Origin of the sequence: Aeromonas sp. sia0103 (genome assembly GCF_963895295.1) — a bacterium.
GTDB classification, from domain to species: domain Bacteria; phylum Pseudomonadota; class Gammaproteobacteria; order Enterobacterales; family Aeromonadaceae; genus Aeromonas; species Aeromonas encheleia.
Map to the genome: position 1 here is coordinate 1 of NZ_CAWQKG010000001.1, position 20,977 is coordinate 20,977.

At 63.1% G+C, this 20,977-nt stretch carries 16 protein-coding genes, 1 tRNA gene and 2 rRNA genes; 12 read left to right on the plus strand and 7 right to left on the minus strand.

Features of this window, described 5'->3' with window-relative positions:
* The first annotated feature begins 3 nt into the window (after window positions 1-3).
* The 10 genes from rrf (AACW18_RS00005) (at window position 4) to AACW18_RS00050 (ending at window position 10,232) form a co-directional block, all read left to right on the plus strand.
* A 5S ribosomal RNA gene (gene rrf, locus AACW18_RS00005) occupies window positions 4-118 on the plus strand.
* Window positions 119-223: 105 nt separating this feature from the next.
* Window positions 224-299, plus strand: a tRNA-Thr gene (locus tag AACW18_RS00010).
* 26 nt (window positions 300-325) lie between these two features.
* A 5S ribosomal RNA gene (rrf, locus tag AACW18_RS00015) occupies window positions 326-440 on the plus strand.
* Window positions 441-596: 156 nt separating this feature from the next.
* Entirely contained in the window at window positions 597-1,562 is a 966-nt protein-coding gene (ebgR, locus tag AACW18_RS00020) for a transcriptional regulator EbgR (protein ID WP_218389797.1), read from the plus strand.
* A 319-nt stretch (window positions 1,563-1,881) separates the two neighbouring features.
* Window positions 1,882-4,956 (plus strand): beta-galactosidase subunit alpha, encoded by a 3,075-nt coding sequence (ebgA, locus tag AACW18_RS00025; RefSeq protein WP_218389798.1) that lies wholly within the window; start codon window positions 1,882-1,884, stop codon window positions 4,954-4,956.
* Complete coding sequence (locus AACW18_RS00030; protein WP_218329872.1) at window positions 4,953-5,408, plus strand: beta-galactosidase subunit beta; 456 nt, start codon at window positions 4,953-4,955, stop codon at window positions 5,406-5,408. The genes ebgA and AACW18_RS00030 overlap by 4 nt, the downstream gene beginning before the upstream one ends.
* A 103-nt stretch (window positions 5,409-5,511) precedes the next feature.
* Window positions 5,512-6,969, plus strand: coding sequence for an amino acid permease (locus AACW18_RS00035; RefSeq protein WP_218389799.1), 1,458 nt, complete (start codon window positions 5,512-5,514; stop codon window positions 6,967-6,969).
* 76 nt (window positions 6,970-7,045) lie between these two features.
* On the plus strand, window positions 7,046-7,384 hold the full coding sequence (locus AACW18_RS00040) for a tRNA-binding protein (RefSeq protein ID WP_218389800.1): 339 nt from the start codon (window positions 7,046-7,048) through the stop codon (window positions 7,382-7,384).
* Window positions 7,385-7,532: 148 nt separating this feature from the next.
* Window positions 7,533-8,975 (plus strand): amino acid permease, encoded by a 1,443-nt coding sequence (locus AACW18_RS00045; protein WP_218389801.1) that lies wholly within the window; start codon window positions 7,533-7,535, stop codon window positions 8,973-8,975.
* A gap of 279 nt (window positions 8,976-9,254) precedes the next feature.
* The gene (locus tag AACW18_RS00050) at window positions 9,255-10,232 is read left to right on the plus strand and encodes a bile acid:sodium symporter family protein (RefSeq protein ID WP_218389802.1); all 978 of its coding nucleotides are present in this window, start codon (window positions 9,255-9,257) and stop codon (window positions 10,230-10,232) included.
* A gap of 66 nt (window positions 10,233-10,298) precedes the next feature.
* Here AACW18_RS00050 and ovoA read toward each other — a convergent pair whose 3' ends face one another.
* On the minus strand, window positions 10,299-12,449 hold the full coding sequence (gene ovoA, locus AACW18_RS00055; RefSeq protein ID WP_218389803.1) for a 5-histidylcysteine sulfoxide synthase: 2,151 nt from the start codon (window positions 12,447-12,449) through the stop codon (window positions 10,299-10,301).
* A gap of 362 nt (window positions 12,450-12,811) precedes the next feature.
* Between ovoA and AACW18_RS00060 the strand changes: the two genes are divergently transcribed.
* Window positions 12,812-13,534 (plus strand): head GIN domain-containing protein, encoded by a 723-nt coding sequence (locus AACW18_RS00060; protein WP_218329877.1) that lies wholly within the window; start codon window positions 12,812-12,814, stop codon window positions 13,532-13,534.
* A gap of 64 nt (window positions 13,535-13,598) precedes the next feature.
* Here the strand turns inward: AACW18_RS00060 and AACW18_RS00065 are convergent, their stop codons facing one another.
* The 3 genes from AACW18_RS00065 to AACW18_RS00075 are packed head-to-tail and all read right to left on the minus strand — an operon-like array spanning window position 13,599 to window position 16,191.
* Window positions 13,599-14,105 carry a DinB family protein gene (locus AACW18_RS00065; protein WP_218389804.1) on the minus strand — a complete coding sequence of 169 codons (507 nt, stop codon included), beginning with the start codon at window positions 14,103-14,105 and terminating at the stop codon, window positions 13,599-13,601.
* Window positions 14,106-14,164: 59 nt separating this feature from the next.
* Window positions 14,165-15,013, minus strand: coding sequence for an S-formylglutathione hydrolase (gene fghA, locus AACW18_RS00070; protein WP_218389805.1), 849 nt, complete (start codon window positions 15,011-15,013; stop codon window positions 14,165-14,167).
* A gap of 50 nt (window positions 15,014-15,063) precedes the next feature.
* The gene (locus tag AACW18_RS00075) at window positions 15,064-16,191 is read right to left on the minus strand and encodes an S-(hydroxymethyl)glutathione dehydrogenase/class III alcohol dehydrogenase (RefSeq protein WP_218389806.1); all 1,128 of its coding nucleotides are present in this window, start codon (window positions 16,189-16,191) and stop codon (window positions 15,064-15,066) included.
* A 118-nt stretch (window positions 16,192-16,309) separates the two neighbouring features.
* Between AACW18_RS00075 and AACW18_RS00080 the strand changes: the two genes are divergently transcribed.
* Window positions 16,310-17,215: a LysR substrate-binding domain-containing protein gene (locus tag AACW18_RS00080; RefSeq protein ID WP_218389807.1), complete on the plus strand. Its 906-nt coding sequence runs from the start codon at window positions 16,310-16,312 to the stop codon at window positions 17,213-17,215.
* Between the two features lie 77 nt (window positions 17,216-17,292).
* On the opposite strand, the gene AACW18_RS00085 is transcribed toward AACW18_RS00080, so the two are convergent.
* From AACW18_RS00085 to AACW18_RS00095, 3 genes are read right to left on the minus strand one after another with little or no spacing between them, the layout of a single operon-like run.
* A complete protein-coding gene (locus AACW18_RS00085) occupies window positions 17,293-18,258 on the minus strand; it encodes an ABC transporter permease (protein ID WP_218389808.1) in 966 nt (321 codons plus the stop codon).
* A 2-nt stretch (window positions 18,259-18,260) separates the two neighbouring features.
* On the minus strand, window positions 18,261-19,379 hold the full coding sequence (locus AACW18_RS00090; protein WP_042652945.1) for an ABC transporter permease: 1,119 nt from the start codon (window positions 19,377-19,379) through the stop codon (window positions 18,261-18,263).
* Window positions 19,376-20,944 carry an ABC transporter ATP-binding protein gene (locus tag AACW18_RS00095; protein ID WP_218389809.1) on the minus strand — a complete coding sequence of 523 codons (1,569 nt, stop codon included), beginning with the start codon at window positions 20,942-20,944 and terminating at the stop codon, window positions 19,376-19,378. The genes AACW18_RS00090 and AACW18_RS00095 overlap by 4 nt, the downstream gene beginning before the upstream one ends.
* Window positions 20,945-20,977: the final 33 nt, after the last annotated feature.

Consider the following 20,977-nt stretch of genomic DNA (forward strand, 5'->3'; position numbering starts at 1 on the left):
TTGCCTGGCGGCCATAGCGCCGTGGAACCACCTGATCCCATGCCGAACTCAGAAGTGAAACGCGGTAGCGCCGATGGTAGTGTGGCATTCGCCATGCGAGAGTAGGACACTGCCAGGCTCCTAATTACGGTCACAGCGATGTGATTGGTCGTGCAGCGACGTAAGGTTGTTGCGGACAACAGATTTAGATAACGCACACAGTGTGTTCTTTACCGGTTAGTGTGCTGATATGGCTCAGTTGGTAGAGCGCATCCTTGGTAAGGATGAGGTCCCCAGTTCGACTCTGGGTATCAGCACCAGTTTTAAGTTAGTGATACAGCTTTTGCCTGACGGCAATAGCGCCGTGGAACCACCTGATCCCATGCCGAACTCAGAAGTGAAACGCGGTAGCGCCGATGGTAGTGTGGCATTCGCCATGCGAGAGTAGGACACTGTCAGGCACCTATTTAGAAGAGGCCTCCCATGCGGGAGGCCTTTTTGCTTTGGTGTTTTTTCCTGTTCTGATGGGTTTCTTTTAGTAAAAATGCTGGGCTGCCAGCATGTTGCCCGTTACTCTTGGACTGGTATTGTCGCGAGTCATCGCCAGAGGAGTATGCATGGCCACATTGAAGGAAATAGCGCTGGAGGCGGGGGTTTCCCAGGCCACGGTGTCACGGGTGCTCAATGAGGATCCGACGCTGAGCGTCAAGGAAGAGACCAGGCAGAAGATCTTCGAGATTGCCGAGCGACTGGAGTACAAGACCAGCAGCGCCCGCAAGGGGGTGCACAAGAGCAAGCTGCACTTTCTGGCGGTCTATGCCTACCCGCAGAGCACCGAGGTCAACGACCCCTATTATCTCGCCATCCGCTACGGCATCGAGACCCAGTGTGCCCGCCTCAACATCGAGCTGACCCATTTCTACAACGGTGCCGAAGGGCGTGAGCTCTCCGCCGTCGACGGCATCCTGGTCATCGGTCATCTGCCGCCGGAGCGCCTCGCTGCGCTGTATTCTCTTTCTGCCCAGCTGGTGTTCGTGGATTGCCGCTCCGAGGGGGAGTTCGATTCGGTGGACGTGGATCTGGCGTTGATCAGCCAGCAGGTGGTGGACTTCTTCATCGCCCAGGGGCATGGCCGCATCGGCTACATAGGTGGTCAGGACGAGGCACCGGATCTGCGGGAGCTGGCCTTCCTCGACTATGGCCAGCGACTGGGAGTGGTGCGGGAGAACGACCTCTATCGCGGCGATTTCTCCAGCGCCTCCGGCTATCGGCTGGCGAAGGAGATGCTGGCCGGCGACTGGCCCCGTGCCCTGTTCGTGGCCTCTGACTCCATCGCCATCGGCGTGCTGCGGGCGATCCACGAGAAAGGGCTGGCCATTCCCCTGCAGATCGAGCTGATCAGCGTGAACGACATTCCGACCGCCAAGTTTACCTTCCCGCCGCTCTCCACGGTTCGGATCCACTCCGAGTTGATGGGCTCCCAGGGGGTCAATCTGTTGGTCGAGCGGCTGCGCGACGAGCGGGAAGTGCCGCTGCGGGTGCTGGTTCCCAGCCGACTGACCCTGCGCGGCACCACTCGGTAGTTTTAGTAAAATTATCCTTCCCCTGTTGCTCCATATCCCTATGGAGCAACGGCCTTCCTCCCTCCTGCATTGACTCCTACCATCAAGAAAAAAACTTAAGTATTTGTTTTTAAATACTATACATCTATCTCTTGCTGACCCCGCCAATATCTATGCCATTCAGGCAGACAGCCCCCTCTTTTATCTCCTGCTTCTGATCCCGCTCACAAATTGGGCTATCTTATGTGATCAGGTTAAAACTTTACCGATTATCATCTGATATTTAGTAAATGTTTATCTAGAGTTTACCCAGCTACCTTGCCTTGTTCCGGGAGGACATGTGAATAACTGGGAAAACGTTCAATTCGTTGGTGAACACAGACTGGCACCCCGTGCCTACTTCTTCTCTTATGCCGACAGCTCTGCGGCCGCCACCCTGCAACGGGAGCTGAGTCGCCGCTTCCTCTCCTTGAGCGGCCAGTGGCAGTTCCATTACTTCGAACATCCCCTGCAGGTGCCGGAGGCCTTCTATCACAGCCCCATGAGCGACTGGGGTCAGATCACGGTGCCCAACATGTGGCAGATGGAAGGCCACGGCCATCTGCAATACACAGACGAAGGTTTTCCCTTCCCCATCGATGTGCCCTTCGTGCCGAGCAACAACCCCACCGGCGCCTACCAGCGCGGCTTCACGCTGAGCCCGGCCTGGGCGGGCGAGCAGGTGATCATCAAGTTCGATGGGGTCGAGACCTACTTCGAGGTCTATGTGAACGGTCAGTATGTGGGCTTCAGCAAGGGCAGCCGCCTCACCGCCGAGTTCGACATCAGCGCCCATGCCCAAACCGGCGAGAACCTGCTGTCGGTGCGGGTGATGCAGTGGGCGGATTCAACCTACATCGAAGATCAGGACATGTGGTGGATGGCGGGGATCTTCCGCGACGTCTACCTGGTGGGCAAGACAGCCGTCCATGTACAGGACTTCTTCATCCAGACAGCGCTGGCCGACGACAACCAGAGCGCCACCCTGAGCTGCGACATCGCGCTTGAGAATCTCGGCGAGTCGGCTCGGGATCACCGGCTGGTCTGGTCCCTGCTGGATCAGGGGAGCGAGATCGCCAGCGGCGCGCTCGACAGCCTGACCATAGATGGCAAGCTCGACTGTCGCTTCAGCCTGGATCTGGTGAACCCCCATCTGTGGAACGCCGAAGATCCTTACCTCTACCAGCTGCAGCTGTCGCTCTATAACGAGCGAGGTGAGCTGCTGGAGGTGATCCCCCAGCGGGTCGGGGTGCGCGAGATCACCGTCAAGGACGGGCTTTTCTACGTCAACGGTCGCTACCTCAAGCTGCACGGGGTGAACCGCCACGACAACGATCACCTCAAGAGCCGGGCCGTCGGCATGGATCGGGTGGAGCGCGACCTAGTGCTGATGAAGCAGCACAACCTCAACTCGGTGCGCACCGCCCACTACCCGAATGACCCGCGCTTCTACGAGCTGTGCGACCAGTACGGCCTGTTCGTGATGGCGGAGACCGACGTGGAGACCCACGGCTTCGCCAACGTCGGCGATCTGAGCCGCATCACCGATGACCCCTCCTGGGAGCCGGTGTTCGTGGACAGGATCGAGCGCCACGTCCACGCCCAGAAGAACCACCCCTCCATCATCATCTGGTCCCTGGGCAACGAGTCCGGCTACGGCTGCAACATCAGGGCCATGTACCAGCGCTGCAAGGCGATCGACCCGACCCGGCTGGTGCACTACGAGGAGGATCGCGACGCCGAGGTGGTGGATGTGGTCAGCACCATGTATTCCCGTGTCTCCCAGATGAACTGTTTCGGCGAGTTCCCGATGGACAAGCCACGCATCCTCTGCGAATACGCCCACGCCATGGGCAACGGCCCGGGCGGCCTCAGCGAATACCAGCAGGTGTTCGATCGTCATCCCCACATTCAGGGCCACTACATCTGGGAGTGGTGCGATCACGGCATCCTGGACCAGGACGAGCAGGGTCGCGCCGTCTACAAGTACGGCGGTGACTACGGCGACTACCCCAACAACTACAACTTCTGCATGGATGGCCTCATCTATCCGGATCAGACCCCGGGGCCTGGCCTGCGCGAATACAAGCAGGTGATCTGCCCGGTCAAGATCCGCGCCCTGGATGCGGCCAGCGGCCGGCTGGAGCTGGAGAACCGCCATTGGTTCTCGAACCTGGACGACATCCGCCTGCTGATCGAGGTGAAGGCCGAGGGCGAGTTGCTGGCCAGCCAGCAGCTCCGGCTGGAGGGTATTGCCCCCGGCGCCATCACCCCGCTGCAGCTTGATCTGCCATCCCTCGACGGTCGGGAGGCCTTCGTCCAGCTGAGGGTCATCAAGGCCAGCGCCACCCGCCATAGCCCGGCGGGTCATGAACTCGGCCAGTACCAGTTCCGGCTCAAGGAGTCGACTCGCCAGCTGCAGCCCTTTGCCAACCCCAACGCTACGGCGCTGAAGATCGCCGACGAGCGGCTCGCGCTGACCCTGACCGGCAGCGGCTTCGCCCTGCGCTTCTCCCGCCTCGACGGCAAGCTGGTGAGCTGGCAGCAGGATGGCATGGAGCTGATTGAGCGGGCGCCGCGCCTCACCTTCTTCAAGCCGATGATCGACAACCACAAGCAGGAGTACGAGAGCCTGTGGCACCCGAACCACCTGCAGATCATGCAGGAGCACTTCCGCACCCTGAGCTGGCGTCAGCTGGGTGAGGCGGTCGAGGTGACGGTGGAGAGCCTGATCGCGCCGCCGGTGTTCGACTTTGGCATGCGCTGCCGCTACGTCTACACCCTGAGCCCGAACGGCCAGCTGCATGTGGCCCTCAGCGGCCAGCCTTATGGCGGTTATGACGACATCATTCCCAAGATCGGCTTCGAGCTGGGGATCCGCCAGGACCTCGATCGGGTGCACTACTTTGGCATGGGGCCGGGGGAGAACTACCAGGACAGCCGCCAGAGCAACTGGATCGACTGCTTCCAGAGCACTGTGGCCGAGATGTGGGAGCACTACCCCTTCCCGCAGGACAACGGCAACCGCCAGCAGGTGCGCTGGGCGACCCTGAGCAACCGCCACGGCGCCGGCCTCTACGTGCGACCGGATGCCCCCATCAACCTGAGCGTCTGGCCCTACAGCTGGGAGCATATCCACGCCGCCCAGCACATCAACGAGCTGGAGCCCTGCGGTCATCTCACCCTCAACCTGGATCACAGGGTGCTGGGGCTGGGCTCCAACTCCTGGGGATCCGAGGTGCTGGACTCCTGGCGGGTGCGCTTCGAGCCATTCAGCTTCGGCCTGACCCTGTTGCCCATCGCCCGCGGCAACCTCAATCCGGCCGCGCTGGCCGGGATCGATCTCAGCATCAACGGCGGGAGGACGCTCGCATGATCACCCTGGACAACCTGACCCTGTTCAAAAACATCTACCGGGAGGGAAAGAAGTGGGGCCGCTGCGTGGAGGCCATCGACAACCTGCCGAACCTCAAGCCCGGCGTCTGCCACTCCATCGGTGACTCCCTCACCTACCGCCTGCAGGAGGGGGCCAGCCCGGCCACCGCCCTGTTCGAGGGGCAGCGCCGCTACTTCGACATCCACTACTACCTGGAAGGGGAAGAGACGGTGGAGTGGGCCGAGAAACGCAAACTGTGCACCGAGCAGGCCTACGACGACACCACTGACCGCGAGTGGCTGGCCGGCGAGGTGCAACAGCGCCAGCGGGTCGGCAACGGTCAGCTGGTGATCTTCGAGAACGACGAGGCCTATCGCTTCGTCGGCGATGGGTCTGTGCGCAAGCTGATCATCAAGGTGACCATCGAAGGCGGCTACTTCAAGAACAAATAACAACCAGCTGCTTCTGTACTGATAAAAGCCGGAAGGGACGGGGCTCCCCTACACCTCATGCCCCGCCCTTCCGCACACAATAACTACACGCCGGAGATGCACGATGTCTGATTCCAAACGGAATACGATAGGTAAGTTCGGGTTGCTGTCGCTCACCTTTGCGGCCGTATTCAGCTTTAACAATGTCATCAACAACAACATTGAGATCGGTCTGGCGTCAGGCCCGATGTTCTTTCTGGCCACCATTTTTTACTTTATTCCGTTCTGCCTCATCATCGCGGAATTCGTGTCACTGAATAAAAACTCCGAAGCCGGCGTCTATGCCTGGGTGAAGAGCTCCCTCGGCGGTCGTTGGGCCTTCATCTCAGCCTACACCTACTGGTTCGTGAACCTGTTCTTCTTCACCTCGCTGTTGCCGCGGGTGATCGCCTACGCCTCCTATGCCTTCCTCGGCTACGAATACATACTCACCCCGCTGGCCACCACGGGTCTGAGCATGGTGCTGTTCGCCTTTGCCACCTATGTCTCCACCAACGGCGCCAAGATGCTCGGTCCCATCACCTCGGTGACCTCTTCCCTGATGCTGCTGCTGACCCTCTCTTACATTCTGCTGGCGGGTGCGGCCTTGATCGGTGGTGTACAGCCGGCGGACCCCATCACGGTAGAGGCGATGATCCCGGACTTCAGCTGGGCCTTCCTGGGTATCACTACCTGGATCTTCATGGCGGCCGGTGGCGCGGAATCGGTCGCCGTCTACGTGAATGACGTCAAGGGCGGCTCCAAATCCTTCGTGAAGGTGATCATCATCGCCGGGATCTTCATCGGCGTGCTCTACTCCGTCGCCTCCCTGCTGATCAACGTCTTCGTACCGAGCGGCACTCTGAAATATACCGGCGGCTCGGTGCAGGTATTCGAAGGGCTGGCCTCCTACTTTGGTCTGCCCGCCATCTTGATGAACCGCTTCGTGGGGCTGGTCTCCTTCACCGCCATGTTCGGTTCCCTGCTGATGTGGACCGCCACCCCGGTGAAGATCTTCTTCTCCGAGATCCCGGCCGGCATCTTCGGCAAGAAGACGGTCGAGCTGAACGAAAACGGCGTGCCGGCCCGCGCGGCCTGGATCCAGTACCTGATAGTGCTGCCCCTGATGCTGATCCCGACCCTGGGCTCCAACACGGCCCAGGACCTGATGAATACGGTGATCAACATGACGGCGGCCGCCTCCATGCTGCCCCCCCTGTTCATCATGCTGGCCTACCTGAACCTGCGCCTGAAGCTGGATCACCTGCCACGGGATTTCAAGATGGGCTCACGTGCAACCGGGATCGCCGTGGTCTCGGTGCTGATCGCCATCTTCTCGGTTGGTTTCCTCGCATCCACCTTCCCGACCGGCGCCGACATCATGACCATCGTCTTCTACAACGTGGGCGGGATAGTGATCTTCCTGGGCTTCGCCTGGTGGAAATACAACAGATACGAAGCCTCCCTGAGCGATGAGGCGCGCGCAAAAGAAGCCCAGCCGGCCGCGCAGGTCGCCATATCCCCCCTGACCAAACCGGCCTGAGTGGCCAAGAAAGAGATAAACCGGGTGGCGGCGGCCACCCGTTACCGGTTGAACCACAGAGCACAAGGAGAATGGAATGAGCGAGACGATCGAGTTTGCCGAATTCAAACGGGTCGAGATGAAAGTGGGCAGGGTGCTGGAGGTGGTGCGCCATCCCGGGGCTGACAAACTCTATATCGTCCAGATAGATGTGGGTGGCGAGCGGCCGCTGCAGACGGTCACCAGTCTGGTGCCCCATTACAGCGAAGAGGAGCTGATGGGCAGCGAAGTGGTGGTGCTGACCAACCTCAAGCCGACCAAGATGCGCGGCGAGCGATCCGAGTGCATGTTGCTCTGCGCCGAGACCCAGGACGAGAGCCAGAGCGTGCTGTTGCAGCCCCGGGTGCCGATGGCGCCGGGCACCCCGATAGTGTGAGGGCGGGATGACGCCAGCCCGGGCCAGCTTGCGGTGCCCAGGCCAACAATAACAAGAGAGTAAACGGCCCGGCCAGCAGGCAGGCGCCGAACACATTCAGAGTCATGGCGCCCTCATGCGAAGGGGCGTGAACCCACCGGAGGACAATATGTCTGAATCAGTACGCGGCACCATAGGCAAGTTTGCCCTGTTGTCGATGACCTTTGCCGCCGTGTTCAACGTGCGCAACATCGTCAACAACAACATCGAACTGGGGCTGAGCTCGGCCCCCGTTTTCCTGCTGGCCACCATCGTCTATTTCATCCCCTTCGTGTTCATCATTTCCGAGTTCGTCTCGGCGAACAAGCACTCGGAATCGGGCATGTATGACTGGCTCAAGAAACCGCTCGGCACCCGGATGGCCTACCTCGGCTCCTTCCTCTACTGGTTCGTGAACCTGTTCTGGTTCGTCTCCCTGCTGCCGAACGTCATCGCCTACGCCTCCTACGCCATGCTGGGGTATGAATATAGCTTCTCCCCCATGGTGACCTCGGTCATCTCCATAGCGCTGTTCGCGGCGGCGACCCATATTTCCACCAAGGGGGCGACCTGGCTCGGCAAGATTGCCGAGCTGGTGGCCTACGGGGTGTTCGCCCTGTTCGCCATCTATGTGCTGGGGGCCCTGATGGCGCTGGGGGGCGATCACGTGCCGGCCCAGCCCATCACGCTGGAAGCCATGACCCCCACCATCAACTGGGCGACGCTCGGCATCATGTGCTGGATCTTCCAGGCGGCCGGTGGCGCCGAGACGGCGGCGGCCTACCTCAATGACGTCAAGGGCGGCCAGAAGTCCTTCATCAGGGTGATTATCACCGCCGGTGTGATCATAGGTGCCATGTATGCCATCGGCTCGGTGCTGGTCAACGTCTTCGTGCCGCGGGAGAGCCTCACCTACGCCGGCGGCATGGTGGAGATCTTCACCGGCATGGCGCAGTACTTCCAGCTGTCGGAGGCGCTGGTCGGCCGGGCGGTCGGGGTGGTGCTGTTCATCGCCATGTTCGGCTCCATGATGATGTGGACCTCGGCGCCGGTGAAGATCCACTTCTCCGAGATTCCCCAGGGCGTCTATGGCGAGAAGACCACCCAGCTCAACGAGCATGGGGTGCCGGTACGCGCCGCCTGGTGGCAGTTCGTGTTCGTGTTCGTGATGCTGGTGGTCAACGGCTTCGGCTCCGAATCGGTGCAGCAGATGATGAACACCGCCATCAACCTCACCGCGGGCACCGCCATGCTGCCGCCGATCTTCATCATGGTGGCCTACTTCGTGTTCCGCTGGAAACACGATGACACCCCCCGCGAGTTTCGCATGGGCTCGCGCCGGTTCGGCATGAGCGTGGTGTCTGTGTTGATCGCCATCTTCGTGATCAGCATGAGCGCCTCCGCCTTCCCGACCGGGGTGGATCTGGTGCGCGCCTTCTTCATCAACGTCTTCATGACGGCGGTGTTCTCGGCGCTGGCCTACTGGTGGATCTCCCGCTTCGAGAAGCGTCAGGCTCGCAAGCTGGCCACCGGCGACAAGGCCCCTGGCCAGGGTGCCAGCCTGGCCAAGTAACACCGCACCGCGGTTTTCAAACAGCACGGGTGGCCCAGGGGCCACCCGTTTTTTTGTGCCATCTGCGCCTGGTGGCGAGCCCGGCTGTGCCAGCTCGCTCAGCAGCAAGCCGAAGGCGTTTAATTTCGGCGGTCTCCCTCAACTTTGCGCCTCCCCGTTATCGGGGTAAGCTGGGTCCGTTTCGACGGGAGGTGCCAGACATCTCCCGCTCTGCTGCTTGTCGTCCCTTGTCCCGACCTCCTCGCGAGGGCGGGGTCCGTTTGCTGATGGAGACCGCTCGTGCGTCTGGATCCCTTTACCTCTGTGCTTATCCTGGTGGTCACCCTGGCCTCCCTCTTCCCCTGCGAGGGTCAGGTGGCCGTCTGGTTCGCGCTGCTGACCAAGTTGGCGGTGGCCATGCTGTTCTTCATGCACGGCGCCAAGCTGTCGCGCCAGAGCCTGCTGGCGGGGCTGGGCCACTGGCGGCTGCACCTGGTGGTGATGGCCAGCACCTTCCTGCTGTTCCCGCTGCTGGGGCTGCTGCTCAGCCCGCTGGTGCCGCAATGGCTGAGCCCGGCCATCTACCTCGGTTTCCTCTATCTGTGCGCGCTGCCCGCCACAGTGCAGTCGGCCATCGCCTTCACCTCCATGGCGGGGGGCAATGTGTCGGCGGCGGTGTGCAGCGCCTCGGCCTCCAGCATCCTCGGCATATTCCTCTCGCCGGTGCTGGTGGGCATGATGATCAACGTGCAGGGGGAAGGCATAGACACCTGGCACTCCATCCAGGCCATCATGGTGCAGCTGATGCTGCCGTTCGTGCTGGGTCATCTGTCACGGCCGCTGATCGGCCGCTGGGTCGACAGCCACAGGCCGCTGATCGGCAAGCTGGATCAGAGCTCCATCCTGCTGGTGGTCTATGTGGCCTTCAGCGAGGCGGTGGTGCAGGGGATCTGGCACCAGGTCGGCTGGTACGATCTGGCCAGCATAGTGCTGCTCAGCTGCGTGCTGCTGGCGCTGGTGCTGGGCTGGAACGTCTGGATCAGCCGCCGCCTCGGCTTCGACAAGGCGGACGAGATCACCATCGTCTTCTGCGGCTCCAAGAAGAGCCTGGCCAACGGGGTGCCCATGGCCAACGTCATGTTCCCGGCCGCCAGCGTCGGGGTCATGGTGCTGCCGCTGATGATCTTCCACCAGATCCAGCTGATGGTGTGCGCCGTGCTGGCGCGCCGCTATCACGAGCAGGGGGCCCGCCCCCTGGTCCCCGAGCGGGAGCAGTGATTTCGCCGCGGTGAAAAAAGAGGGAGGCCATAGGCCTCCCTCTTTGCATTCCCCGGCTGGGCGCCCTCAGCGTTTGCGCCAGACGGTCAGCTGCGCCACCGTGTGCTGGTACTTGCGGGCGGTCTCGCGGATGACGAAGGGGACGTCCCGGGGTGGGCACAGCTCCTCAAACTGTGCCGCCAGCAGCCGCTGCAGCGCCTGATGGGTGGACAGCGCCTCGCCATTTTCCCGGATGCCGCCGAGCCAGTTCGCCTTGGGGGTGTAGTCGGTCAGCCAGGTGTAGGGGCTGGTGAGCAGCAGCAGGCCGCCGCTGCGCAGGCGGGGGGCTATGTCGCGCAGGAAGCGGGCGGGTTCGCGCAGTCGATCGATCAGGTTGGAGGCGAGCACCAGATCGTAGTGGTCGTACTTGGGCTTGAGGTTGCAGGCATCCCCCTGGCTGAAGTGGACGCGATCCGCTTGCGCAGGCCCGAGGTCGTGACTCGACAGCCGCGCCTCGCAATACTCCACCAGTTCCCCCTCCACCGGCATGGCGTAGCGGAAGCTGTCCTGGCTGGCGAGGGAGAGCGCCACGTCGATGAAGCGGGCCGAGTAGTCGACCCCGTCCACATGCTGGAAGTGGCGGGCCAGCTCGAAACTGGCGCGGCCGGTGGCGCAGCCGATGTCCAGCGCCCGCTGGTGGTTGCCGCACAGCTCGCCAGCCAGATCGGCCAGGGTCTTGGCGTAGTTGGCCACCCCGAAGTGGGTCGGACCGTACTGGAAGTCCAGGTATTGGGCGACCAGGGTGTCGGTTTCGTAAGGATTCACTGTGATGGCTTCCTGATAGCGGGAGACCAGATAGCGGAAGCCCGCATGCTGGAAGAAGTGGCGGCGGAAGGCGTAACGGGACGACTTGAGCGCCTCGTTGCCGGTGCTTGCCCAACTGCCGCCCTTGATGAGGCTGTGCTTGCCATCGAAGGTGGGGGTGGAGAAGTCATCGTAGAGCGGGTGCACCCGAAAGCCGTCGAAGCCATCGATGGCGGTGCTGGTCCATTGCCAGACGTTGCCCACCAGATCGAAGAAGCCGGCCTGCGGGCAGGCATCCACCGGGCAGGGGGAGGCGAAGCGCGCCAGGTTGAGGTTGCCGGGTGCCTCGATCCAGTCCGGCTGATCCCCCGCCAGCGACTCGCGCAGCAGCGCCCACTCCGCCTCGCTCGGCAGCTGGATGGGCAGGCCGGTCTGGGCCGCCTTCCAGCGACAGAAGGCGGCGGCCTCCAGCTGATTCACCTCGACCGGCCAGTCCCAGGGCATGGCCACCCGCTCGGTCATCAGCCGCAGTTGCAGCTGCTCGGGCTCGGCCGGGGAGCCGAGCCAGAAGCTGGGCATCTGCGCTTTGGCATACTGGCACCAGCCCCAGCCTTCGTCATCCCACCAGGCCTGCTGGCGGTAACCACCGGCCTGGACGAACGCGAGGTATTCGGCATTGCTCACCAGCATGCGGCTGGCCTGGAAGGAAGGGATCTCGATGTGGCGTTCGCCGTATTCGTTGTCCCAGCCGTAGGTGGCGTCCTGCTTGCCGAGGCGTACCCGCCCCGCCGCCACCGGCAGCAGATCGTTGAGGGGCACCTCGTCGATGCGATGGCAGGCCTCGCCGCAGCTGGGCCACTGGGGCTGGGATCGCACCCAGGCCAGCGGCAGCTGGCGGATCAGCACGCTGGAGGTCTCGAGGTGGATGCGCTCGTGCTCTGTCCCCATCAGGATGACCCAGGCCGGGCTCTGCCAGTCGATGGGCAGGGTCAGTGGCATCTGCTGGATGAAGTCGATCACCCGGGCGCGCACCTTGGCGCGGTAGTGTCGCAGCTCGGCCACCCCGGGCCAGTCGTAGTGGGTCTCGTCCAGATCGTCCCAGCTCATCTCATCCACCCCGATGGCGACCATGGCCTCGATGCGGGGGTCGATGCGGCTGTCGATCAGGCGGGCTGCCAGCAACTTGTTGATGAAGAAGGCGGCGGTGTGGCCGTAGTAGAAGATGAGCGGATGACGCAGCGGGATCGCCTTGTTGAACCAGGCGCGCTCATCGGCCAGGCAGTCGAACAGGCTGTCGTAGAGTGCGAAGGTCTGGCAGAAGTAGTCGAGCAGCTCGCGCCGTTTCAGCTCGGGATCCTCACCGGTCAGCAGCGGGGTGCGGGTCGGGGCAGGCAGGCCGCTGGTGCTGGCGAACTGGTGGCTGGCTTGGGTCACGCTTTGACTCCTCGTTGGCAGTGAAGACTGACATGACAGTGATGGCGACAAGGCCGCCATGGCGGGCCGTATGGGCAACAGGCTATTACTATTGGCTCAACAGACCGGTGGCACAACAGAAAACTTCCATGGCCTATCAGCGTAGTGGCCCCCGGGAGGTGCGGTCAACCGGGAGCCGCCACCCCGACTGGGGCTGGTCAGTCTGACCAATTTGTGGTCTAAATGACTCTCTGTTTATCGGTCAGCATGCCAAGTGATCCATATATATTGATGTAAATCATATGGTTGATGATATGGCATGGAGTTTGCCATTTTGAGAGACCAAGACATGGGATATGACCAATGACAACGAGGAATGTGGCATGACACGGATGATGGGGATGGCATTGATCCTGGGGCTGCTGAGTGGGTGCAGCTGGCAGGAGGATACCGAGGTGGTGGGGACGGGAGCCGTCATCGAGCAGCGGCAGCCGCTCGGCGAGATAGACAGGGTCGCGGCCATGGTGCCGGCGACCATACGGATCCTGGCCGGTGACGAGCCGGGGCTGAGCATCAGAGGGCAGGAGAACCTGCTGCCGCTGCTCAGCGTCACCGAGCGCGGCAACCAGCTGGAGATCGAGGTCGAGGATGGCTATAAGCTTGCCCCCACCGAGCCGCTGGAGCTGACCATCACCCTGCCCAGGTTGCGCGAGCTGGCCCTGGCGGGCAACAGCCAGGGGGAGATAGGTCACTTCAAGGGCGACAAGCTGGTGCTGTCACTGGCCGGTTCCGGCGGTATCCAGGCCCAGCGGCTGGAGCTGGACAGCCTTGAGGGCAATATCGCCGGCTCGGGCGGACTGGATCTGGGATCCGGCACAGTCCGAACGCTCGAGCTGAACATCGCCGGCACCGGTGATGTGCAGGGCAGCCGGCTGGAGAGCGGCGAGGCCGAGGTCAATATCGCCGGCAGTGGCGACGTGGAGGTTAGAGCCAGGGAGCGGCTCAACATCAACATCGCCGGCTCCGGCAGCATCGCCTACTGGGGCGACCCCAAGGTCGAGCAGCGGGTCGCGGGCTCAGGCTCGGTCACCCGCGAGGGGAGCTGAGCACGGCACGAGAAAAAGGCCCTGAAAGGGCCTTTTTTCATGGGGCGCCGTCACGGAGGCGGCTTCATTCCAGCGGGAGCTGCAGCCCCAGATCCGCATTGAGTCGCATCAACAGCCATTGCATGCCGGCGAGATGCTGGTGGTCATGGCTGGCGAGCAGGCGTACCAGCCCATCCAGCGTCACCTCGCCATAGCTGCCATAGTGGGCCCGTCGGCGCCAGGCAGAGGCAGGCAGGGCGCTGAGCCAGTCGACCGTCTGGGTTCGGGCGGCACGAAACCGGGCCAGCTGCACGGCGGGATCCTGCCGTGGGTAGTCGTTATCCTGCGCCAGCTGATAGCCATCGAGGGAGGCCAGCAGGGGCAGCGTCTCAGCCAGGGTGCGCCGGAAGCGCAGCTGATAACCCAGCATCTCTATGTCCAGCAGATGGCAGAGGTGCCCCTGGGCCGAGAAGCGCTCAGAGGGGATGCCGGCCCAGTTGGCGGGCTCCCAGTTCAGGCGGTCGCCGGGCACCTGAGCAAACAGCTGCTCGAAGCGATCCGGTGTGGCCAGCAGTGTGGTAAAGAGATTCATCCTTGATTCCTGTTCCTTGGCCAAGCCGGGCCTCGACTCTTGCCGACCCGCGAGCGCGGTTAGAGCTGTTCGCCGAGGTGACGGGCGTGGAAGCGCAGGTGCGCCTCGATGAAGCTCGCCACGAAGTAGTAGCTGTGATCGTATCCGGCGTGGCGGTTGAGCTCCAGCGGCCAGTCCTTGGTCGCCGCGATTTCGGCCAGGGCATCGATGCCGAGCTGCTCGTCCAGGAAGGGATCGTCCAGCCCCACGTCCACCAGGGTCGGCAGAGGGGTTGGCTCGTGGTGGCGCAGCAGCTGGCAGGCATCCCACTCCTGCCACAGCAGGGGGTTGTTGCCGAGATAGGCGCCGAGCGCCTTCTGGCCCCAGGGGCAGCGGCTCGGGTGGCTGATGGGGCTGAACGCCGACACCGAGCGATAGCGGCCAGGCTCGCGCAGGGCGACGATCAGGGCTCCGTGTCCCCCCATGGAGTGGCCGCTGATGGCGCGCCGAGTCGAGACCGGGAAGTGGGTCTCGATGAGCTCGGGCAGCTCGCGGGTGACGTAGTCATACATCTGGTAGTGGTCGCGCCAGGGGTTGACGGTCGCATTGACGTAGAAGCCCGCCCCCATGCCGAGATCGTAGCCGGGGTCGTCCGCGATGCCGTCACCGCGCGGGCTGGTGTCCGGCGCCACCAGGGCGATGCCCAGTTCGGCGGCGATGCGCTGGGCACCGGCCTTCTGCATAAAGTTCTCATCGGTGCAGGTGAGGCCGGAGAGCCAGTAGAGCACGGGCACCTTCTGGCCGGTGAGGGCCTGGGGGGGCAGATAGACGGCGAAGCGCATCTCGCAATCGAGCAGGTCAGAGCGGTGGCGATACTGCTTGTGCCAGCCGCCGAAGCTTTTGTTGCTGCTGATGATGTCCAGATTCATCGAAGGACTCCTGGCCCCGCCGGCCCGTTGGCGGGCGGGGCTGTCATGGCTCAGTAGTGGATGACGGTGCGGATGCTCTTGCCTTCGTGCATCAGCTCGAACGCCTCGTTGATCCGCTCAAGCGACATGGTGTGGGTGATGAAGTCGTCGAGGCGGAACTCCCCCTGCATGTAGCGCTGCACATAGCTCGGCAGCTCGCTGCGACCGCGTACCCCACCGAAGGCACTGCCGCGCCATACCCGGCCGGTGACCAGCTGGAACGGACGGGTGCTGATCTCCTGGCCGGCACCGGCGACGCCTATGATGACCGACTCGCCCCAGCCCTTGTGGCAGCACTCCAGCGCCGCGCGCATCACCTTGACGTTGCCGATGCACTCGAACGAGAAGTCGACGCCGCCGTCGGTGAGCTCGACGATCACCTCCTGGATGGGCTTGTCATAGTCGTTCGGGTTGATGCAGTCGGTGGCGCCGAGTTTGCGGGCCAGCTCGAACTTGCTCTCGTTGATGTCGATGGCGATGATGCGGCCGGCCTTGGCCAGGCGGGCGCCGATCACGGCGGAGAGGCCTATGCCCCCCAGCCCGAAGATGGCGACGCTCTCGCCCTCCTTCACCTTGGCGGTGTTCATCACGGCGCCGATGCCGGTGGTGACGCCGCAGCCGAGCAGGCACACCTCTTCCAGCGGGGCGGCCGGATCCACCTTGGCGATGGAGATCTCGGGCAGCACCGTGTATTCGCTGAAGGTGGAGGTGCCCATGTAGTGATAGATGGGCTGACCATCCTTGGAGAAGCGGGTGGTGCCGTCCGGCATCAGCCCCTTGCCTTGAGTGGCGCGGATCTTCTGGCACAGGTTGGTCTTGCCGGACTTGCAGAACTTGCACTCGCCGCATTCCGGGGTGTAGAGCGGGATGACGTGATCCCCGACCTTGACGCTGGTGACGCCCTCGCCGATGGACTCGACGATGCCGCCGCCCTCATGGCCCAGGATGCAGGGGAAGACCCCTTCCGGATCTTCACCTGACAGCGTGAAGGCATCGGTGTGGCAGACGCCGGTGGCTTTGATCCGCACCCGCACCTCACCGGCCTGGGGCGGCATGACCTCCACCTCTTCGATGGAGAGGGGCTGGCCCGGGCCCCAGGCGATGGCGGCCTTACACTTGATGCTCTGAACCTGTGCCATGGATGACGTCCTCTTGTTGAATGGGTGAACGGAAAAGGGTTCGGACGTTGAGTGTAGTTTCCCGCCGATTTGGTGATAATAAGGCTAAATCTCAAATCACTTTTACACATAGGTAATAATGTTCGGCTGGGAAGGCGTTTGTGAGTTTGTCAGCGTGGCGGAGCAGGGGGGCTTTACCCCGGCGGCGCGCAAGCTGGGGGTGTCGGTGGCCCAGGTCAGCCGGCAGGTGGCGCAGCTGGAAGATCGGCTGCAGGCCAAGCTGTTGCTGCGCACCACCCGTCAGGTGCGGCTCACCGAGCTGGGCGAGATCTATTACCGCCACTGTCGCCAGCTGCTCGACAACCTCTACGAGGCCGAGCTGGCCCTCGGCCAGCATCAGGCCCAGCCGCAGGGGCTGCTGCGCATCACGGCCCCGGTCTCCTATGGCGAGAGCCGCATAGCGCCGCTGGTGAACGACTTCATGGTGCGCTTCCCCCAGCTGGAGGTGACCCTCAACCTCACCAACCAGCTGCTGGATCTGGTGCACGAGGGGTTCGATCTGGCGATCCGGCTCGGCCATCTCAAGGATTCGACCCTGGTGGCGCGCAAGCTGGCGCAGCGGGTGCCCTATGTGTGCGCCTCGCCGGCCTACACGGTGCGGCACGGCATGCCCAACAGCCTCTCCGAGCTGTCCCGCCACCGCTGCCTGGCAGGCAATGGCGATGAGTGGCACTTCACCCTCAACGGGCAGCCCCACAGCGTGCGGGTGCGCGGCCTGCTGCAGTGCAACAGCGGCCATGCCCTGCTGGACGCGGCCCTGAAGGGGATAGGCATCATCCAGCTGCCGGACTACTACGTGAGTGAGCATCTCGCCCGGGGGGAGCTGATCGAGCTGCTGCCCGAGCTGCGGGCACCACAGGAGGGGATCTGGGCGCTCTATCCCCACAACCGCCACCTCTCTCCCAAGGTGCGGCTGCTGGTGGACTATCTGGCCGAGCGGCTGAGCGATCCCGCCCAACCCGTGCTGGTGCGGCCCATCGGCTGAGTGCTCCGGCGGTATAAACAGGCGCCATAAAAAAGGCCCACTTGCGTGGGCCTTTTGCTTGATGACGCCATGCGCCGCTATTCCCGTTCCTTGACGTAGGGGGTGCCGAGCGCCTTGGGCGCCACCGCCTTGCCGATGAAACCGGCCAGCAGGAACACGGTCAGTACGTAGGGCAGCGCCTCTATGGCCTGCACCGGGATCGGGAAATCGCCGATGCTGACCCCTTGCAGCCGGATGGCGACGGCGTCGAGGAAGCCGAACAGCAGGCAGGCCGCCATGGCGCTCCAGGGCTTCCACTTGCCGAACACCAGCGCCGCCAGCGCCATGAAGCCCTTGCCCGCGCTCATGTTGGGGATGAACTGGGCGGTCTGGGCCACGGCCAGGTAGGTGCCACCGATGCCGGCAAGCAGGCCGCCGATCATCAGCGCTGTGTAGCGCATCCGCACCACTGAGATGCCGGCGGTATCGACCGCGGCCGGTGCCTCGCCCACGGCGCGCAGACGCAGGCCGAAGCGGGTGCGGAACAGCACCCACCAGGCCAGGGGCACGGCGGCGAACGCCACGTACTCCAGCAGGGAGTGACCGCTCAGCAGTTCGCTGTAGAGCTGGCCGACGACAGGCACGTCATACAGCTCCTTGGCATAGGGCAGATCGATGGGGGCGAAGCGCGAAGCGCCGGACAGCGCCGGAGTCTGGCCGCCCTGATCGAACCAGTAACGGCCAAGGGTAACGGTCAGACCGGCCGCCAGTATGTTGATGGCCATGCCGCTCACCACCTGATCGCCGCGGTGGGTGATGGTGGAGAAGCCGTGCAGCAGGGCGAACAGGACTGAGACACCGACCCCGGCGCCCAGCCCGATCCAGGCCGAACCGGAGACCGCCGCCGCCGCACCGCTGGCGAACGCCGCCGCCAGCAGCTTGCCTTCCAGCGCGATGTTGACCACCCCGGAGCGCTCGCAGAACATGCCCGCCATGGCAGCCAGGATCAACGGTGGCGCGGTGCGTATGGTCGCATCCAGCATCAATATCAGGGTTTCGAACATGATCAGGCTCCTTTGACTTGCGCGGTTGAGCGGTTGGCAAATGCCAGATAGCACTGCTCGATGCGCGGACGCAGCATGTGCTCAAGCGCGCCGCAGAACAGGATCACCAGACCCTGCAGCACCACCACTATGTTGCGATCCACCCCGAACTCGAAGCTGAGCTCGGCGCCGCCCTGATAGAGGAAGCCGAACAGCAGGCTGGCGATGATGACGCCAACCGGGTGGTTACGCCCCATCAGGGCCACTGCGATGCCGGTGAAGCCGAAGCCTTCCACGAAGTTGAGCTTGATCTGGTGCAGCTCACCCTGCAGCACGTTGAGGGCGAAGAAGCCCGCCAGCATGCCGGAGATCACCATGGCCAGGATCACCACCTTGGGATAGGAGATGCCCGCGTAGGCGGAGGCGCTCTGACTGGCACCGACCGAACGGATCTCGTAACCCCAGCGGGTATGCCAGATGAAGACCCACACCAGCACGGCACAGATCAACGCCCAGACGAAGCTGATGTTGAGCGGGCTGTTCGGCATCGCCACACCGAAACCGGCCGCCAGCTCGCTGATCTTCGGCAGCCAGCTCGCCACGGCGAACACCTTGCTCTCGGTGGCCATGGATCCTGGCGGCTTGAACACATCGACCAGCAGGTAAGCCATCAGCGAGGCGGCGATGAAGTTGAACATGATGGTGGTGATGACGATGTGGCTGCCGCGCTTGGCTTGCAGCCAGGCCGGGATGAAGGCCCAGGCCGCGCCGAACAGGCCACCGGCGATGATGGCGAGCGGCAGCAGCAGCGCAAACGGCAGCACATCGCCGAGCAGCAGGCAGACCAGCCCCACGCCGAGGCCGCCGATATAGGCCTGGCCCTCACCGCCGATGTTGAACAGACCGGCGTGGAAGGCCACCGCCACCGCCAGACCGGTGAAGATGAAGCCGGTCGCGTAGTAGAGGGTGAAGCCTATCCCCTCGCCGGTGCCGAAGGCGCCGTACCACATGATGTCGGCGGCATCGAGCGGGTTGATGTCGAGGTAATAGAACAGGATGGCCGACACCAGGAAGGCCAGCAGTATATTGATCGCGGGCAGCACGCCCACGGAGATCCAGGCAGGAATACGTGTCTGGCTCATGGGCGAGCCTCCTTGGCAATCTCGTCTGGGACTATGTTAGCCATCATCAACCCTATGGTGCGTTCGTCCGCCTTGGCGCCATCCAGCTCACCGACGATGCGACCATCGGCGATGACCAGGATCCGGTCAGACAGGCTCATGATCTCGTCCAGCTCCACCGACACCAGCAGCACGGCCTTGCCCTTGTCGCGCATGGCGATGATCTGCTGGTGGATGTACTCGATGGCGCCGATGTCGACGCCCCGGGTCGGCTGACCGATCAGCAGCACATCCGGGTTCTGCTCCACCTCGCGGGCGATCACCAGCTTCTGCTGGTTGCCACCGGAGAAGTTGGCGGTCTTGTGGTCGGGATGGGGCGGGCGCACGTCCCACTTGTCCATCTTGGCCTGGCAATCCTGCAGGATCGCCTCCTTGTTCTGCAGCCAGCCCCTGTTGTACTGGGGGCGGCGGTGATAGCCGAGGATGAAGGCCTCTTTCGCCTCGAAGCGATTGATGAGCCCCATCTTGTGGCGATCTTCCGGGATATGGCCGAGACCGAAGTTGCGCACCATCTCGGGATCGGCCGGCTGTGCCACGCTCACCTCATGGGCCTTGCCGCCGCCGGTGATGGTGAAGCTGCCCTTGCTCGGCTGGAGGATGCCGCCGAGCAGGCTGAGCAGCTCGGACTGGCCGTTGCCGGAGACGCCGGCGATGCCGACCACTTCACCGGCCCGCACCTCGAAGCTGACGGACTTGACCCGCTCCACCTTGTTGTCATCGATGTAGCTGAGGCCTTCGACCTTGAGCTTGGCCGCGCCCGGCTGGGCGGCGCCCTTGTCGACCTTGAGGCGCACCTTGCGGCCCACCATCAGCTCGGCGAGCTGCTCCTTGTCGGTATCCTTGGTGGCGACGTGGGCCACCATCTCGCCCCGGCGCATGATGGAGACCTGATCCGTGATGGCCAGGATCTCCCGCAGCTTGTGGGTGATGAGGATGATGGTCGCGCCCTGATCCCGCAGCTTCTTGAGCACCTCGAACAGGTGATCCGCCTCTTGCGGGGTCAGTACCCCGGTCGGCTCGTCGAGGATCAGGATGCGGGCGCCGCGATAGAGCGCCTTGAGGATCTCGACCCGCTGTTGCAGGCCCACCGGCAGATCCTCCACCTTCTCGTGCAGCGGCACCTCGAGACCATAGTCTCGCGCCAGCTCGCCGAGCAACTTCTCGGCCGCCGCCAGGCTCTGGCCAAGGTGCCAGCCGTTTTCCGCGCCGAGGATGACGTTCTCCAGCACGCTGAAATTGTTCACCAGCATGAAGTGCTGGTGCACCATGCCCACGCCTGCGCCGATCGCATCTTGTGAGCCATGGGGTTTGAACGGTTTACCGTCGATCAGCATCTCGCCCTTATCGGCGTGGTAGAAACCGTAGATGATGCTCATCAGGGTCGACTTGCCGGCGCCATTTTCGCCGACGATGCCGTGAATACTGCCTTTTTGAACCTGAAGGTCGATCTGCTTGTTGGCGTACACTTCGCCGAACCGCTTATCGATACCTCTTAATTCGATGGCATAGCGATCTGTCTGGTCCATGATGCAGTCCTTGCGGGTCATGAATTAGAGACT

Coding starts and splice junctions, on each gene's coding strand:
- AACW18_RS00040 (WP_218389800.1), top strand. CDS start 7,046: ATGAGCGAGACGATCGAGTTTGCCGAATTCAAACGGGTCGAGATGAAA.
- AACW18_RS00030 (WP_218329872.1), top strand. CDS start 4,953: ATGATCACCCTGGACAACCTGACCCTGTTCAAAAACATCTACCGGGAG.
- AACW18_RS00075 (WP_218389806.1), bottom strand. CDS start 16,191: ATGGCACAGGTTCAGAGCATCAAGTGTAAGGCCGCCATCGCCTGGGGC.
- AACW18_RS00080 (WP_218389807.1), top strand. CDS start 16,310: ATGTTCGGCTGGGAAGGCGTTTGTGAGTTTGTCAGCGTGGCGGAGCAG.
- AACW18_RS00045 (WP_218389801.1), top strand. CDS start 7,533: ATGTCTGAATCAGTACGCGGCACCATAGGCAAGTTTGCCCTGTTGTCG.
- fghA (WP_218389805.1), bottom strand. CDS start 15,013: ATGAATCTGGACATCATCAGCAGCAACAAAAGCTTCGGCGGCTGGCAC.
- AACW18_RS00035 (WP_218389799.1), top strand. CDS start 5,512: ATGTCTGATTCCAAACGGAATACGATAGGTAAGTTCGGGTTGCTGTCG.
- AACW18_RS00085 (WP_218389808.1), bottom strand. CDS start 18,258: ATGTTCGAAACCCTGATATTGATGCTGGATGCGACCATACGCACCGCG.
- AACW18_RS00060 (WP_218329877.1), top strand. CDS start 12,812: ATGACACGGATGATGGGGATGGCATTGATCCTGGGGCTGCTGAGTGGG.
- AACW18_RS00065 (WP_218389804.1), bottom strand. CDS start 14,105: ATGAATCTCTTTACCACACTGCTGGCCACACCGGATCGCTTCGAGCAG.
- AACW18_RS00095 (WP_218389809.1), bottom strand. CDS start 20,944: ATGGACCAGACAGATCGCTATGCCATCGAATTAAGAGGTATCGATAAG.
- AACW18_RS00090 (WP_042652945.1), bottom strand. CDS start 19,379: ATGAGCCAGACACGTATTCCTGCCTGGATCTCCGTGGGCGTGCTGCCC.
- ebgR (WP_218389797.1), top strand. CDS start 597: ATGGCCACATTGAAGGAAATAGCGCTGGAGGCGGGGGTTTCCCAGGCC.